The 15,142-nt window shown below is 58.4% G+C and carries 14 protein-coding genes; 5 read left to right on the plus strand and 9 right to left on the minus strand.

Annotated features, from left to right (window positions below; genetic code table 11):
• Positions 1-76 precede the first annotated feature (76 nt).
• Entirely contained in the window at positions 77-406 is a 330-nt protein-coding gene (gene soxS, locus HCK03_RS24510) for a superoxide response transcriptional regulator SoxS (RefSeq protein WP_041143630.1), read from the plus strand.
• Here the strand turns inward: soxS and HCK03_RS24515 are convergent.
• A complete protein-coding gene (locus tag HCK03_RS24515) occupies positions 391-1,995 on the minus strand; it encodes an EAL domain-containing protein (RefSeq protein WP_143967831.1) in 1,605 nt (534 codons plus the stop codon). The genes soxS and HCK03_RS24515 overlap by 16 nt on opposite strands.
• A gap of 545 nt (positions 1,996-2,540) precedes the next feature.
• Between HCK03_RS24515 and HCK03_RS24520 the strand changes: the two genes are divergently transcribed.
• Positions 2,541-2,822: a YjcB family protein gene (locus HCK03_RS24520; RefSeq protein WP_041143628.1), complete on the plus strand. Its 282-nt coding sequence runs from the start codon at positions 2,541-2,543 to the stop codon at positions 2,820-2,822.
• A gap of 53 nt (positions 2,823-2,875) precedes the next feature.
• On the opposite strand, the gene HCK03_RS24525 is transcribed toward HCK03_RS24520, so the two are convergent.
• From HCK03_RS24525 to HCK03_RS24540, 4 genes are all read right to left on the minus strand, one after another.
• Positions 2,876-3,718 (minus strand): ABC transporter permease, encoded by an 843-nt coding sequence (locus HCK03_RS24525; protein ID WP_123552968.1) that lies wholly within the window; start codon positions 3,716-3,718, stop codon positions 2,876-2,878.
• A gap of 14 nt (positions 3,719-3,732) precedes the next feature.
• Positions 3,733-4,563 carry an ABC transporter permease gene (locus tag HCK03_RS24530; protein WP_041143626.1) on the minus strand — a complete coding sequence of 277 codons (831 nt, stop codon included), beginning with the start codon at positions 4,561-4,563 and terminating at the stop codon, positions 3,733-3,735.
• Positions 4,564-4,631: 68 nt separating this feature from the next.
• Positions 4,632-5,771, minus strand: a complete 1,140-nt coding sequence (locus HCK03_RS24535; RefSeq protein ID WP_041143625.1) for an ABC transporter substrate-binding protein — start codon at positions 5,769-5,771, stop codon at positions 4,632-4,634.
• 29 nt (positions 5,772-5,800) lie between these two features.
• The gene (locus HCK03_RS24540) at positions 5,801-6,850 is read right to left on the minus strand and encodes an ABC transporter ATP-binding protein (RefSeq protein WP_167692308.1); all 1,050 of its coding nucleotides are present in this window, start codon (positions 6,848-6,850) and stop codon (positions 5,801-5,803) included.
• Between the two features lie 171 nt (positions 6,851-7,021).
• Between HCK03_RS24540 and HCK03_RS24545 the strand changes: the two genes are divergently transcribed.
• From HCK03_RS24545 to HCK03_RS24555, 3 genes are read left to right on the plus strand one after another with little or no spacing between them, the layout of a single operon-like run.
• Entirely contained in the window at positions 7,022-7,792 is a 771-nt protein-coding gene (locus HCK03_RS24545) for an MBL fold metallo-hydrolase (protein ID WP_167692310.1), read from the plus strand.
• A complete protein-coding gene (locus tag HCK03_RS24550; protein WP_115193772.1) occupies positions 7,789-8,808 on the plus strand; it encodes a LacI family DNA-binding transcriptional regulator in 1,020 nt (339 codons plus the stop codon). Before HCK03_RS24545 ends, HCK03_RS24550 begins: the two co-directional genes overlap by 4 nt.
• A 10-nt stretch (positions 8,809-8,818) precedes the next feature.
• Positions 8,819-9,580, plus strand: a complete 762-nt coding sequence (locus HCK03_RS24555) for an inositol monophosphatase family protein (RefSeq protein ID WP_143717719.1) — start codon at positions 8,819-8,821, stop codon at positions 9,578-9,580.
• On the opposite strand, the gene HCK03_RS24560 is transcribed toward HCK03_RS24555, so the two are convergent.
• From HCK03_RS24560 to HCK03_RS24575, 4 genes are read right to left on the minus strand one after another with little or no spacing between them, the layout of a single operon-like run.
• Positions 9,577-10,272 carry a fimbria/pilus periplasmic chaperone gene (locus HCK03_RS24560; protein ID WP_167692312.1) on the minus strand — a complete coding sequence of 232 codons (696 nt, stop codon included), beginning with the start codon at positions 10,270-10,272 and terminating at the stop codon, positions 9,577-9,579. The genes HCK03_RS24555 and HCK03_RS24560 overlap by 4 nt on opposite strands.
• On the minus strand, positions 10,262-11,863 hold the full coding sequence (gene ecpD / locus HCK03_RS24565; protein WP_228283803.1) for a fimbrial adhesin EcpD: 1,602 nt from the start codon (positions 11,861-11,863) through the stop codon (positions 10,262-10,264). Before ecpD ends, HCK03_RS24560 begins: the two co-directional genes overlap by 11 nt.
• Before the next feature lie 31 nt (positions 11,864-11,894).
• A complete protein-coding gene (locus HCK03_RS24570; protein ID WP_167692316.1) occupies positions 11,895-14,423 on the minus strand; it encodes a CS1-pili formation C-terminal domain-containing protein in 2,529 nt (842 codons plus the stop codon).
• A 24-nt stretch (positions 14,424-14,447) separates the two neighbouring features.
• Positions 14,448-15,116 carry an EcpB family pilus assembly chaperone gene (locus HCK03_RS24575; RefSeq protein WP_041143617.1) on the minus strand — a complete coding sequence of 223 codons (669 nt, stop codon included), beginning with the start codon at positions 15,114-15,116 and terminating at the stop codon, positions 14,448-14,450.
• Positions 15,117-15,142: the final 26 nt, after the last annotated feature.

Raw genomic sequence — 15,142 nt, forward strand, 5'->3', positions numbered from 1 at the left:
ACCTCAAGTTAACTTGAGGAATTATACTCGCCCGCAGACAAAACGACGAATCGAGAATTGAGAGAGAGGCCGCTTTATGTCCCATCAGGATATTATCCAAACGCTTATTGAATGGATTGATGAACATATCGATCAACCACTTAACATTGATGTAGTCGCCAAAAAATCGGGGTACTCGAAGTGGTATCTCCAGCGGATGTTCCGCGCCGTTACGCATCAGACGCTGGGTGATTACATTCGCCAACGTCGGCTGTTACTGGCCGCTGAAGCCCTCAGAACCACCCAGCGCCCGATTTTCGATATCGCGATGGATCTGGGCTACGTCTCGCAGCAGACGTTTTCACGGGTGTTCCGCCGGGAGTATGACCGCACGCCCAGCGACTATCGCCATCAGATTTCCGCCTGACGGGTTTGCGCGCAGGCGTTAAGCAGCGCTGGCGCCTTCACCAGCCACTGCTTAAACTCCTGCACCGGCATCGCCCTGGCAAAATGCCAGCCCTGGCAGTAGCGGACGCCGCGCTTCTGTAGCCACTTCACCTGGTCCAGCGTTTCGACGCCCTCGGCCACGGTTTTCAGATGCAGGCTGCGCGCCATCTCAATAATATGCTCGGCGATCGTGTGGCTGGTGCCGTGGGTCGTCAGCGTATCGATAAAGGATTTATCGATCTTGAGAATGTCGACGTTGAGCGAAGAGAGGTTATGCAGGTTGGAGTAGCCGGTGCCGAAATCATCGATGGCGACTTCATATCCCGCCTCGCGAAAGGCCTGAATCACCGGCGTCGTTTTCTGCACGTCAATAAACCCGCGCTCGGTCACTTCGATTTTAATCTGGTTGATGCATACCGCGTGGCTTTGCGCCTTTTCACTAATTTGGCTAATCAGCCGCGCGGAGTGGAAGTCGGTGGCCGAGAGGTTAATCGCGACGTACAGCTGCGGATGGCTGGCGAGGAATTCGCCCAGATCGGCAAACACCTCATCCACGACGTAGTCCGTCACCTGCGCAATCAGCCCTTCGTTCTCCGCCAGCGGAATGAACTCCGCCGGGCTCATCACCGGGCCATCGCACCCGGGCCAGCGCAGCAGCGCTTCGGCCCCGACGCAGCGGTTATTTTTAATATCGACGATCGGCTGATAGTGCAGGCACAGCTGGCGACGGCTCAGCGCGCGCTGCAGCCTGCTGCGCGGGGAGTGATACTGCCGCCGGGTTCGTAGCCACAGCATTAACATCAGCCCGCTACCAATCAGGCCCAGCGGCAGAGTAAGCATGCTCTGGTCATATAGATTTTGATAATAGCCAACGCGCGAGGTGGACATGATCACCGCGATAGGGCGGTTCGCCGAATGGGCAACGGTGTATACCCGGCGATCCTGCTGGAAAAAGGTGTCTTCACTGCGGATCAGCGGACGTAACGCCGCGGCGTTGGTATTTTTGCTGACGGAGAAGAACTGATTCGTTTTGGTATCGAACAGGCCGTAGGCTAAATCTCTATCGCTGGATATTAACGCACTATAGGAAAGCGGATTAATAACCGCGACATAGTGACCGCGCTGCATATAGGTCATGGCAAAACCGGGATAGAACGGCGTATCGCGATAGTAATAGATGGCAACATCCGGCTTTTTTATATAATTAGCCGTCTCAACATGCCAGACCGTATCGGGATGAACGACGGTTGAGCAAAAGAAATCAGCGCCTTCCGCATAGATTAAATCTTCGACGTAAAGCAGGCTGCGAACAATATCCAGCATATATCGCTGGTGCTGCGGCGAACATATTATCCCTTGATATTGCATGGCCTTTTTACGCGCCTGCTCGACCTCATGAATCACCATTTCGGTTTTCTGCAGCGCCAGTTGAGAAAACGCGCGGAGCTGGTCGTCAGTTTCCACCCTGGCCCGGTGTTGGGCAAGCCACGATGCCAGCACCACTGGCAGCAGGATAACCAGGGTAATACCTAATATTCTCAACGCCTTATGCGGCGCGCTACGACTCATTTCCGCTTTTTATCCATGCGATACGCCTTAATCACGGTAAAAGTCCACAATGGCAGATGCCTGCGCCTATACAACGCCCGGTCATTTAGCATTCGGCTATTGAGGGTAAAAACCCCACAGCTGATAATGATGAATAATACTAACTTATAGAACAATCGAGAAACATTCTCGACATAATGAGAGCGGCACCGCTTTCTGATTCGGTTTATCCGTATGATTACCGCGAACAGGTAATAAAACCCGTAGATATAAGCCTGGCAAAAAAACAATCCATCGTATTAATGCATTAGCTTCAGCATCATAGCGGGTATGGTTATGGCGCACCGCGTCATTAGCCACAATATTTAAATGGTTTATAAGTACATAAAAAACGCAATTTTTGGCTGGTGAATAAAAGAACAAATGTGATATAGTTCACACATCCTAATGAAACGGAAACATTGTTTCATTATACGTTTGTTTGCCCGTCGATAGCCAGAGCGTCACGTCATCGTTAGTCTCGCCAGGTTGTCAAAGGCCCCCGACTTTCTTTGAGGATCAGGTTAATGGCTTCCATTACTACCAGTGTCATACTCCTGCGCTGGCCGCTGGTGAGCGCAGTGCTGATGTTTTTAGCCAGCTCGATGAATATTCAGCTACGTAAAAGCGACTATGCCGGCTTAGCGGTCATCTGCAGCTGCCTGGGGCTGGTCGCCGCCTGCTGGTTTGCCACCGGCCTGCTCGGCATCACGCTGATCGACGTTGCCAAAATCTGGGGCAACATTAAAGACGTCATGGTTGAAGTGATGAGCCAGACGCCGCCAGAGTGGCCGATGATGATGACCTGATAATAAAAACGCTTCCCACCGGGAAGCGTTTTTACTGGCGGGTAGCCTGAGCGCTATTTGCCCATTTTCGCCAGCATTTCCGGGCGCATAAATTTATGAATAACCAGCATAAATAGCAGCGACGGCAGTAATAAAATCAGCGCGGTAATAGACGACACCTGATAGTTTCCCGACATGCTGGCGTTGTATAGCAGCAGCGGCAGCGTGGTGATATCCGGCGCGCCGACAAAAAAGGTGCCGGTGAACTCGTCCAGCGACTCCAGAAAGACAAAAATACTGGCGGCAATAATCCCCGGCGATGCCTGGGGCAAAACGATATGCCAAAACGTATACACCGCCCCGGCCCCCAGATTGCGCGACGCTCTTGCCAGCAGCGGATCGACCGCCGAGAACGCCGCCACGCAGATCCATACCGAATACATCAGCCCGTGCACGCTGTGCACCAGCACCACGCCGACCACGGTGCCGTTGAGCCCCCACTGATAGAAAAGCCGGGCAATATTCATATATACCGTCAGGTTAGGGAACGCCTGCGGAATAAGAAACAGCAGCATAAAGCCCACCCGCAGCGGCATCCCTCGCCGCGATAACGCATAGCCGGCGGGGATCGAAACCAGCAGGCACACCAGCACCGACAGCACGGCAATCAGCACGCTGGTCAGCAGAGAGCCCGAAACATCGCTATAGGGGCTGAACACCTGATACCAGTATTTCAGCCCCCACTGGCTGGGCAGGCTGTGGGGAAAGAACCAGCTTTCGGCCACCGTCCAGATAAGCAGATTCAGCAGCGGGCCAAACATCGCCAGCAGCATCAGAACCAGCAGCAGCGTCTGAAGCGGCAGGCTGGCGTTCAGCTTTCTCCGCCCTTTCGCCAGCAGCGTCGCGGGTGACGTCATCGTAACCTCCTTCATTATTCTCCCCCTTTTTGCCGCAGGCTGTGGCGCAGATAAAACCACGACAGCGCGCCGCAGATAAGCAGCGACACGACGCCGAGGGCGTTAGCCACGGCGTAATCCCCGTAGGAGTTCACGCGAAACGCCATATCAACGGTGATCATCGTCGGCGTACCGACGCCTATCATCAGCGGCACCGACAGCACCGACATCATGGTGACGGTCGAGAGCACCAGCGCCACGCCGATGGCGGGCAGCACCTGCGGCAGAATAATATCGAACAGGATCCGCGGACGAGAGGCGCCCAGGTTGCGCGCCGCCAGAATTTGCGACCGCTCAAGCGCCGCCATTGCGCCGCAGATAAGCAGCGTGGCGAACGCCAGCTGCTTCCAGACGAAGGTGATAATAATGCCCTTCCAGCCCAGCCAGGAGAGAGTCTCCATCGGCGTGAGCAGATCGCTGGCAACCAGCGCATTGTTCATTAAGCCGTTTTTGGCCAGAAAGGTGCGCATCATTTGCGCCGCAACGATAAAGGGTATAAACAGCGGCAGCCGATATAAAAATGCCAGCATCTGCACGATCGGCCGGCAGGACGACAGGGTAATCACCGCGGAAAGGGTGATGGAAATCACCGCCAGCAGCGCCACGGAGCTCAGCACGACGATCAGCGTAAACAGAATATCGGTGGAGTAGAGCGCATAGACTTTGCGAAAGTGGGCCAGGGTCAGCCGCTGCGCATCGTCGGTGAAGGCGGCAATCAGCGAGAAGCCCAGCGGATATAAAAACAGCACGGCGATGGTCAGCGCAGCGGGAGCAACCAGCAGCAGATATTTCAGCGAAATACGCATAGCAAACCTGATATCAGCAAGGAGAAACGCCCGGGTCGACTCGCAGCCACCCCGGGCATCGACGAAGATTAGTTGGCGACCTGGCTTTCGTAGCCTTCTTTAATATCGTCAAAATAGGCGCTAATCGGGAAGCTTTTGCCGTATTCCGCCAGCGCCTGCGGCGAGATCTCAGCAAACAGCTTTTGCCACGTCCCCGCGTCCAGCTGCGACTTAACGTGCTGCGCATCGATGCCGGGATACCAGTTAAACTGCTTCACGATCCCCTGCGCCTGCACCTCCGGGCTGGTCGCCAGCTCGATAAACTCGCGCGCCAGCTGCGGATTCGCCGCCTTCGCCGGGGTCACGTAATACATCGGCTGACCCGGCATGCCCGGCGCCAGCAGGGAGAGCTTGATCGACGGCGGCAGTTTGCCCTGATCTTTCCAGCTGTAGAACATGTCCACCCACACCGGCCCCATCGCGATCTCCCCGCGGGTCAGCATATCGAGCGTCCCGGCGTTGCCCGGCGTAAAGGTGACGTTTTTATTAAAAGCCTTCAGTTTTTCATAGGCCTGGCCCCAGTTTTTCTCCACGCCTTTATCGTACGGCAGGGAGGAGAGGCGCTGGGCGTCAGTGCCGTAGGCGTACATCCAGCCCACCACGAAGCTGACCCCGGACATGCCGTTTTTAATCCCGTTATAGCCGAAGGCCTGCGGGTTTTTCTGCGCCCAGGCCACCAGCTCATCGTAGGAGGCCGGCGGGGTTTTGATCGTCTCGCTGTTCCAGGCAATGGCGGTCTGGCTTAAAAACATCGGCATCACGTAGCCATCGACGTTAACCCCGAGGGCATTTTTAGCGTTGTCGGCGCTGACCAGGCTGCCGGTCTTAATCTGCTGACGGTACTTCTCTAACAGCCCCTTCTCCACCAGCTCGCCGCCGGCTTTTTGATGCACTACGGCGACGTCAATGTCCCAGCTGCTGGCGCCGCTCGCCTTCTGCGCCGTCAGCTTTTCGATAATTTTGTTCGAGCCCGCGTCCCCCGGCCCGGTACCGATAACCTGCACCTTAACGCCCGGATGCGCGGCCTCAAACTTTGGCCCCAGCCAGGTTTTTACGTAATCCACCATATTCTGATCGCCCGCCGTCGCGACGTTCAGGATGGTATCGGCCTGCGCGCCGTAGCTCAGGAGTACGGCGGTCGCTAGCGCAACGTTTGTTTTAGTAAACATGGTTTATCCCCAGAATGAACACGATGATGTCAACTTGCATGAGATGAAGGAAAAATATGCAGCGCCGGCGTCGGCACGTGCAGCCTGACCGGGGAGCTGGCGGGCCAGCAGCGGGTAGAATCCGCCAGCAGCAGGCGGTCGCGGCAGCGCACGCTGTGGCGATATAAATGGCCGAGGAAGGCGCTTTGTTCGACGATGCCGTCGAGGGTCAGCCCCTCCTGCGGCGCGCTATCCGCGACTGAAAGGAGCGCCGCATCGGTGCTGCGGAAATAAATAACCTGCTCGCCAGAATCGGTAGCGGAATATGCCTGTGGGCTGCGCCAGTGAATACCGTCGAGGGTGTGGATATCGCGGCTATTTATTTTATTATCGGCCCCCATAAAATCGGCGACAAAAGGCGTGGCCGGACGCTGATATATCTCTTCTGGCGTCCCTAGCTGCTCAATCCTGCCGTTATTTAATACGGCGATACGGTCAGCCATCACCAGCGCTTCCTGCTGGTCATGAGTGACGATTAATGAGGTAAAGCCGAGCTTCTTTTGCAGCGCTTTTATTTCATGGCGGACGTTAAGGCGGACTTTGGCATCGAGATTGGAGAGCGGTTCATCCAGCACCAGCACGTCCGGTTCAATCGCCAGGGCGCGCGCCAGGGCAACCCGCTGACGCTGGCCGCCGGAAAGCTCGGTCACCTTCATTTCCGCCAGCCCCGAGAGGTTGACTACCTGCAGCAGCTCCGCCACCCGGCGGTCGATATCGTCGCGCCGCCACCGGCGCAGCTTCAGGCCGTAGCCGATATTACGGGCCACCGTCAGATGCGGCCACAGCGCATAGCTTTGAAAAACCATCGTAATATTGCGCTGCTCCGGCGGGCTATGGGTAATATCCCTGCCGGCGACGACGATCTCCCCGCTCTGCGCCGGGATAAAGCCGCAGAGCGCATTTAGCAGCGTGGTTTTCCCGCAGCCTGAAGGCCCCAGCAGGGCGATCATCTCCCCCTTCTCTACCGCCAGGTCGATATTATGCAGGACAACCTTATCGCCGTAGCTAATTCTCAGGCTGGCAATGTGCAGATAGCTCATATTCGGTATCCAAAACTTTTCTGTAGGCATTTTTTATTTATTCGCGCCTGGATGAACACGTGTTCATTTGGCTGTAAAAAAAATGCAACCTTGACTCGACATGATGTGAGCCTACTTTGTCGGGTATTTGTGACAATTTAATTAAGTGCGAAAATTTTTTAGCGAGGGTAAATGAAAATAGACGTTCTCGGCTGCGGCAGCGCCTTCTCAGAGAGCCAAAATACCTCTGCGCTGCGCGTGATTGATAATAACAATCGCCAGTGGCTGATTGATTGCGGCCCCACCATCCCGCGCGCCCTGTGGCAGCGCGGGGGCGATATTAACGATATCGATGCCATTTACTTCACCCACGTCCATCCGGATCACTGTACCGGCCTGACGGCGCTGCTCAACTACTGGAAAAGCTTTTCCCGCCACAAGCCGCTGATTATCTACAGCCAGCCGCTGCAGCGTCCGGTGCTGATGCAGCTGGCGCAGCTGGCAAACTGGCCGGACATCGCGCTGTGCTTTGCGATTGAGTGGCGCGACGTCACCCCGGCGTGGACCTGGCACGACTGGCAGATCCGCACCGCCGAAACCCAGCACGAGCTCAGTAACCGCGCGATCCGCATCACCTTTGCCGGCAAAAGCCTGTTCTACAGCGGCGACGGCCGGCCGACGGCGCAGTCGATCGCGCTGATGGCAGGGGCCGATCTGGCGTTCCAGGAGTGCGCCTCGCTCACCGTCCTGAGCGACGACGCCTCCCACGGCGATTTCCCTGCCTGCCTGGCGCTGTTTCAAAGGCTGGCGCTGCCCGCCATGGGGCTCTATCACTGCTACGACGCGATCCTGCCGGCGCTGCGGGTAGCCTGCCAGCCGTGGGACGGGTTGTTCGTCAGCCAGGACGGCTTACAATACGATCTTCATCAGCCACCGCGCAGCGGCGAGGAAAGCCCGGCATGAGCGCACTCCCCCGAAAACAGAGCATTACCGCCGAGGACGTTGCCCGCCGCGCCGGAGTCTCGCGCGCGGTCGTTTCCCGCGCGCTGAGCAATAACGGCAGCATCTCGCCCGCCGCCCGCGAGCGGGTGCTGCGTGCCGCAGAAGAGCTGGGCTATCAGGTCAACTTTCTCGCCCAGGGGCTTAACCGCCGGCGCAGCCACCTGATCGGGGTGATCGTTTCCCGCATCAACGATCCGTTTCGCAGCAGCCTGCTCGACGGGCTGCTGAGCGAGATCCAGCGCCGCGATTTTCAGGCGCTGGTCAGCGAGATCCGCAGCGAGCAGGATCTGGCCCAGACCCTTCGCCGCTTCGCGCAGTTTCGCGTGTCCGGGGCGATCGTCACCTCCGGCCAGCCGCCTGAATCGCTGGTCTACGAGTTCGCCCAGCAGCAAATTCCGGTCGTCGGCATTAATCGCCAGCCCAATATTCCCGGCGTCGATTACGTCTGCTCGGACAATGCAGCCGGGGCGGCGCTGGCCGCGAAGCAGCTGGTAACCGCCGGCTGCCGCCGCTTTGGCTGGCTAAACCATCGCCACTCGACCTGGGCCGGACAAATGCGCGGGGAAGCGTTTTATCAGGCGCTCACCGAGCTTGGGGTGGATACGCGACGCAATCTTCAGCCGCTGTTTGCCACCCTCGAAGGCTATGAGGGCGGGCTGCTGGCCGCCGCCGACGCCGACGACGCGCTGGAGGGGATTTTTTGCGCCAACGCGCAGCTGGCCTGCGGCTTTCTTGACGGCATGCGCCAGCGTGGCAAAGAGGCCCCGGCGGATTTTCAGCTCATCGGGTTTGATAACACGCCGCAAACGGCGCAGTACAGCTACCGGCTCACCACTCTGCATCAGGACGTGGCGGAGATCTCCCGCCAGGCGCTCACCCGCCTGCTGGAGAGGGCCAGCGATCCGCTCCAGCCTTCACGCACCACGTGGGTGAAGGTCGATTTAATTCACCGGCGCACGTCGCCATCAACCACATAAGAGCCAGGCTATGACCGAAGAACAGCAGCAGTCGCTATGCAGTTTGATTCGCCAGTTGGGTACGCGCGCGCAGGAGCTGCGCAATGCGGGACTGCAGGTGGATAAAAAAGCGCGCCAGGATTTTGTTTCCCAGGCCGACGTTTTTGTCGAGCAGGAGATCAAGGCCTGGCTGGAGGCCCATCGCCCGGAGGACGGTTTTCTCGGCGAAGAGAGCGGCCTGCGGGCCGGGAAGCAGGGAACCTGGGTCATTGATCCTATCGACGGCACCACCAACTATATTCTGGGCATGGATTACTGGTGTATTTCTCTGGCCTGGGTCAGCCAGGGCGCGCTGGAGCTGGGAATTATCTACGCCCCGGATCGCAACGAGTTTTTCTTTGCCCGCCGCGGCGAAGGCGCATTTCTCAACGATAAGCGCCTGACGCTGCGCGAGCCGGACCCGGAAACGGTGGTGATTGGCATGGGGCGCTCCAGCCGGGCGCCTGCCGCAAACTACGCCCGCATGCTTGAGCGGGTGATTGACGCCGGTATGGAGTACCGCCGCTTTGGCGCCGGGGCGCTGATGCTGGCCCACGTCGCCGCCGGCCAGGTGCACGCCTACTATGAGGCGCATATGAACAGCTGGGATGCGCTGGCGGGTATCCTGCTGATCGTCGAAGCGGGCGGGAGCAGCAGCGACTTTCTGGCCAACGACGGCCTGCTCAGCGGTAACCTGGTGCTGGCCGGCTGCCCTGAGGTTCAGTCGCGCCTGATGGCCCTGACGGAGAGCTAACCGCCCGCCGATGGCGACGGGCAGTCGTTGGATATTTTGATAAATTGATCGTTGTAAATTATGTACTTGTCGCCAGGCTGGCGCAGCGAGGCCTGGCGCACCACGTCGCCTGGGCGTAGGTACCAGGCGTCGCCGTCCTCTTCCGTTGCCCCGCATCCGGGCTTAATCAGCAGCTTAAACCAGGTGTTGCCGCTGTTGCTGACGGTGCCCGCCTGGCGGTCAAAGGCCCATTTAAAATCGACCTGACGCGGACGCACCGCCAGGATAGTCTCCACCACCACCACCGGGTCGATGCTCACCGCCGCCCCGGCGGTATTGCGCTCGACGCGGTTGCGGGTGGGGATTTCACGAAACGAGACCCGATAGTAGCGCTCGCGGTTGTCCTGAGGCCCGTGATAGTAGAACTTAAAATATTCCCCCTCCCCCGCCTGCAGGGTCAGCTGGCGCGGCGCAAAGAGCAGCTCGCCGTCCGCCGGGCGGGAGCGAACCTCTTTCCCACCCGGACGGTCGATGCCGACCACCGAGACCTGATACAGGCGCGCGCTCTTGTTATTATTCAGCACCCGCTTGGCGGCAAAGCTCTCCTCCGCCCCCAGCGAGAAGGTCAGGTTACCGACCGATATGGCCTCTCCGACCGCCGGCAGGCAGAGGGCCAGCAGCCACGCCATCAGGCGTATCGTATTAGTTAACATTTCGCCACGTCGCCTGGACCCGAATTTCACCTGAAGCGCTCACCTCACCGAACCAGCCTTCATCGTCGATCGTTTTCAGCGAGATCGCGTCATTCATCGGGATGGAGAACCTGACCGTGGTTTTATTCATCACTCCCGGATCGCCGGAGGCGTCGTTCCACGGCGTGCTCATCCACAGCGCGTCGGTCATGTCGCGCCAGCTATCGTCGCAGCCGGCATCGTAGGTTTTGTTGCCGCCGCTTTGCGTCGTGAAGGTCAGCGTCGCCGGGAAAGGGACTTTCGTCGTATTGTCCGCGGAGCTGAAGATGCAGTATGAACGCCCGCCGATGGTCTGCGCCGGGCCGTTAACTTTGATCAGCACCTCATCGGCGGCGGTCCTGCCGCTGGTGGTGACGATATAGCCAAAATCCAGCGAGGGCTTGCCCTGGCCGACGTAGCCCTCGCGGCTCGGCGCGCTGGTGTACTCATCGGAAATAATGCTGATGCTGAAATCACGCGGCTTGATAATCAGCGAGTTGGAGGTGGAAAACTCATACCAGCCGGACTCCGGCGACGTAATGTTCTGGAAGCGGAAGTTAAACAAATCTTTGGTATTAATATCGCTGATCCCCAGCGCAACCATCTGCTTAAAGAAGTTATTCGAAAAGAAGATGTAAATGGAGTCAGAGGACTTCATCTCATTGAAATTGTAGTAGTAGGAGATGCCGCTTACCGGCTTCCACGTATTGCCGTTGAGGCTGAACTGCATATCATAGATGCCCACCGCGGAGACCAGAGACGAATTGCTGATGGCGGGGAAAACATGGATCGATGTATTGCTCAGGCCGTTGGTTTCCAGCGCATAGTTAACCATTTTGCAGCTCAGGCCGGAGCGGGGGCCGATGGTTTGGGCATGGCAGTTGGAGCTCCCCTCGCCGAGGGTCGGCACCCCGTCGGTATTGATAAACACTTCGGTAAGGGAGTGGGTATTGAGCAGCCTTAGGTTGGCGCCCTTGGTATGAGTGACCTTGCGGGTATACCAGCTCCCCGAAGCCTGATCCTTACAGCGCGCCCCGCTGCTGGCATCGTACTTAACGGAAGTCTGACAGCCGTTGATGGTCATCGAGAAGCTGCCGCCTACCGGCATCTGCTGGAGATACAGGTAGAAGGCGTCGGATAGCATCCCGTGCATCCATTTAGTCCCGCCTGAGGTTACCGTCGCGCCGTAGAAACCGCTCGCATCCAGCGCCGGTGCCTGAATCAGGCTGGTTGCCATATCGCAGCCAACGTACCAGTTTATACAGCGCAGGCCGCTCAGCGGGTTGGATACCGGCGAGTTCTCCAGCCACATGTCGAACTGCCAGTTGGCGTTCAGTATCGTGTTGTAGCCGTTATCGATATAGCCCAGGCTCTGCTGATAGATAGTGCCGGTACCGGTATACTTCAGCCCGGTCCAGCGGCTGCCGCCGGTCAGGCGCGGGTCGAGCGCGCCGCCAGGGGTAACGAAGTAGTTATCGTCAGAGTTGTTTTCCACAAACACATACTGCATCGCCGCCGCGTCGGCCCAGTTCGTTTTGCTCACCGCCGCAGAGGCCCGCGTCATTGCGCCCATGGCGAGCACAATCGCCAATAGCGCACCCCATTTAGCCTTCATAATTCTCTCCCGTCGGCAGGTTGCTGGCGTAGGTTTTCAAGCCGTTACAGGTCACATCGCCGACCCATACCGCCCCACGCGCTTTGTTAATCTCAAGCTCCACTTCGCAGCGTTGGTTGTTGCCGTAGCTGAAGTCGATGGTCGGGAATTTTTTATCTACATCCATCACAAACTCGCCTTTGTCATCGGTGCGGGTACGCCCGATGTGGTTATTAATGTGCGCATTGGCCAGCAGCGTGCCGTCTTCGGCGCGAATACGCCCGGAGACGGTCACCATCTGCTTCACTTCCGGCTCGATCACCGCCACGTTGCCCGGATAGAGGGTGAGACGGCTTTTGCGGCTGCTGACGATGTCGTAGCTGTCGATCGAGTTCTTGCTGTTCTGCAGCTCGACTTCGTAGCGGCTGTAGGGCGAGAGCGGCAGATAGCTGCGTTTGCCCGAGAGCTGGAATACCCGGCCGTTTACCCTGGCGCTGAGCTTGCCGTCATCTTCAAGACCGGTATTAAAAATCACCCCGGCGTTCCCGTCGGTACGCCCGCTGGCGCCAATATTTTTACCCTGCCAGCCCACGCTGCCGTTAGCGGTCAGGTTGGTATTCACGTAGCCGTCGGTGCCGCTGTTAACGTTCAGCGTCCCGCTGGAGTAACGGGTATCGAACTGGGCATAGGCGCCGCCGCTCAGGGTTTTGTCATCCCCGGTGTCGCCGGAGATGGCCCGGGAGATATTGGCGCCGACGGTGCGAATGGTGCTCCCTTCCTCAAACTGCTTGCGCGCCGCCAGGTTGGCCATGGTGTAGCCGTTCTGGTGGGTCATCCCGGCGCTAAACCAGTTGCCGAGCGGCAGAGAAAAGTCGAGCGCGATATATTTCCCGGTGCTGGCGCTGCTGTCGCCGTTGTTAAAGCGCTGGATCCCGGCGCGCAGGCCCAGCGAACCGTAGGCGTTGCTGTAGAGGGTCTGATAGTAGTCCGCGGTGTAGTAGTGGCTGCTATAGCGGCGATCGTCGTTATAGCTGATGCTGAAAGTGCCCAGCTTTGACCACAGCGGGCTGAGGTTCAACGTCCCGCCAATCGCCCGGTTATCGGCGTCGCTGCGCCGCAGCCTGTCGCCGATTATGGTCTTTTCCTGGTTGACCCAGACCGAGCTAAAGCCGCCGGGCAGCGTGGCGCTGACGCTGCCGATGCTGCTCCACGAGCTGTCGCTGGCCAGCATGTTTTGCAGGTTCACGTTGATAGATTGCGTCAGCGGCAGGGTTAGCCGGGTCTCGCCGACGGCGTTGTTATCGTAGCCGTAGCCGGTGGCGGCCCAGCTGAAGGCGCCCAGCGAGCCCGTCGCCGAAGCCCCGGCCAGCCAGCTCTCTTTGGCGGGGAGCGCCTTTTTGCCGCCCTCTGACCAGCGGTCCATATGGAAGCTTCCGCCCCAGACCTGCCAGGCCAAAGGCGCGCCGGCGCCGCGTCCCCGGGTGAACAGCTTGTTCACCCGCTGGGTGCGCTTGCTGACCACCCGGCCGTTGACGACAACTTCAACATTCACGTCGTAAATCCCGTACGGCAGGCCGCGGGTATCAACCTCATGGTTGCCCATCGTGAAGTTCTGCACGCTCAGCAGGCGGCCGTCGCGCGACAGATGCACCTCACCGGCGGAAGGCAGGAACGCGATAATCGGCGTCGCCGACTGGGAGTTATCAAAGACCGTCGAGCTGGCCTGGTTGCCCCAGGAGGCGCCGTAAATTTTGCCTGCCGAAATAGCGGTCATCGGCCCGAGGGACTGCAGGTTCCACGTATCGAGCATCCCGCCCGCAAAGCGGTGACCGGCGAAGTCACGCTCGTACATCGCCTTATAGATCTCGCTGTCCTGATTGCTGGTTCCGGCGCCGTAGAGCGAGCCGTCGAGCACCAGATGATGCTCGCGCAGGGAGGTAACATTGTTCATCGACAGATAGCTGGAGGTACTGTTCCCCGCGTTGCGCATCTGATTGTTATAGACGCCGAGGTTATAGTTCAGGGTGCTGCTGAGGGCGTTAACGCTGGACTGGCCGATATCTTCGCTGCGCGATCGCAGTACGGTGCCCAGGGCCTCTTTTTTCACCACCAGCTGGAGCAAAAGCTGGCGCAGGCTGAGCTGCAGCTGCGCGTCGGCGGAGATCTTAATGCGCAGGTCGCTGTCGAAGGATTCGTTCGCCAGGGCGGTGAGCGTCTGCCGGGTTTGGGCGCTCACGGTGGCATTATTATCGCTCTCCTCCAGGCGGATCTGGCGCACGCGCAGCACGCCGCCATCCAGCCAGATAAAGGCGCTGCCGAGGCGCTGATCGTCCCCGTTTCCCGTACTGCCTTCCAGATGAATAAAGAGCGGGATGCTCATCCCGTCCTGCAGGGCCTGGCTAAACGCCTGGGGAATAATTACGCCGCCGATTTGCGGTATCTGCTCCGGCGCCGCGCTGACGCTGAGCGGAACAGAAAAAATAACCATACCGTAGGCCAGGAGCGCTTTCAGCTCCGGGGAAATCCGTAGTCGCGGCATAACCTTATCCCGTCAGCACAATTGTTATTTTACGGGAACAAACTGCTCGCCCTGCCAGAGCGCGACCCGTCCTTTTTTATCGGCAACGTTGACGCGCGTGAATCGGCGCTCTTTACCGGGCATGAGGTAATAATTTTCTTTACACTCTTTGCCATCCGCCGCCTTGAGGCATGGGCCGTAGGCGAGAATGCGCAGCGTGGCGTTTCCGCTGTTCACCAGCGTGCCGTTGGCGTACTGATAGCGGTAGTTCACCTTGCGGGGCGCCACGACCAAAATGGTGCCAATACGGGCGGATGCCGTCGCCACCGCGCTGCGGGCTGCGCCATTGCGCTGGGCGTCGCTTAGCGCCTGATCGAACCAGACGATGCGGTAATAGCGCTCTTTGTCATCCGTCGGGCCTTTGTAGAAAAAGCGAATAACATCGCTGCTCTTCGCCGGCAGCAGCAGGCTGGCTGGCGTGAGTAAAACTTCGTCCTGGCTCTCCATCGCAATGACGTTACCGCCATCGAGCGGCGAGGAGAGGCGCTCCATATGGATATTGATCAGGCGTCCACTGTCGGTGGTATTTTTTATCTCTTTGCTGAGCACGCTGCTGTCGCTGTTCATAAACGAGGAGATATCGCCAACGTCCAGCGCCCGGGCAGGCATGATGGCGCAGAAACAGAGGCCAATAGCCAGAATGTGGTTTTTCATGGGAATTCAATCCGTGAAAGAAAGCA

The organism is Klebsiella terrigena, assembly GCF_012029655.1.
GTDB classification, from domain to species: Bacteria; Pseudomonadota; Gammaproteobacteria; order Enterobacterales; family Enterobacteriaceae; genus Klebsiella; species Klebsiella terrigena.

What these genes read in the sequence shown, in the direction of transcription:
- soxS (WP_041143630.1), top strand. Translation starts at nt 77, where the DNA reads ATGTCCCATCAGGATATTATCCAAACGCTTATTGAATGGATTGATGAA.
- HCK03_RS24515 (WP_143967831.1), bottom strand. Translation starts at nt 1,995, where the DNA reads ATGAGTCGTAGCGCGCCGCATAAGGCGTTGAGAATATTAGGTATTACC.
- HCK03_RS24520 (WP_041143628.1), top strand. Translation starts at nt 2,541, where the DNA reads ATGGCTTCCATTACTACCAGTGTCATACTCCTGCGCTGGCCGCTGGTG.
- HCK03_RS24525 (WP_123552968.1), bottom strand. Translation starts at nt 3,718, where the DNA reads ATGACGTCACCCGCGACGCTGCTGGCGAAAGGGCGGAGAAAGCTGAAC.
- HCK03_RS24530 (WP_041143626.1), bottom strand. Translation starts at nt 4,563, where the DNA reads ATGCGTATTTCGCTGAAATATCTGCTGCTGGTTGCTCCCGCTGCGCTG.
- HCK03_RS24535 (WP_041143625.1), bottom strand. Translation starts at nt 5,771, where the DNA reads ATGTTTACTAAAACAAACGTTGCGCTAGCGACCGCCGTACTCCTGAGC.
- HCK03_RS24540 (WP_167692308.1), bottom strand. Translation starts at nt 6,850, where the DNA reads ATGAGCTATCTGCACATTGCCAGCCTGAGAATTAGCTACGGCGATAAG.
- HCK03_RS24545 (WP_167692310.1), top strand. Translation starts at nt 7,022, where the DNA reads ATGAAAATAGACGTTCTCGGCTGCGGCAGCGCCTTCTCAGAGAGCCAA.
- HCK03_RS24550 (WP_115193772.1), top strand. Translation starts at nt 7,789, where the DNA reads ATGAGCGCACTCCCCCGAAAACAGAGCATTACCGCCGAGGACGTTGCC.
- HCK03_RS24555 (WP_143717719.1), top strand. Translation starts at nt 8,819, where the DNA reads ATGACCGAAGAACAGCAGCAGTCGCTATGCAGTTTGATTCGCCAGTTG.
- HCK03_RS24560 (WP_167692312.1), bottom strand. Translation starts at nt 10,272, where the DNA reads ATGTTAACTAATACGATACGCCTGATGGCGTGGCTGCTGGCCCTCTGC.
- ecpD (WP_228283803.1), bottom strand. Translation starts at nt 11,863, where the DNA reads ATGGGCGCAATGACGCGGGCCTCTGCGGCGGTGAGCAAAACGAACTGG.
- HCK03_RS24570 (WP_167692316.1), bottom strand. Translation starts at nt 14,423, where the DNA reads ATGCCGCGACTACGGATTTCCCCGGAGCTGAAAGCGCTCCTGGCCTAC.
- HCK03_RS24575 (WP_041143617.1), bottom strand. Translation starts at nt 15,116, where the DNA reads ATGAAAAACCACATTCTGGCTATTGGCCTCTGTTTCTGCGCCATCATG.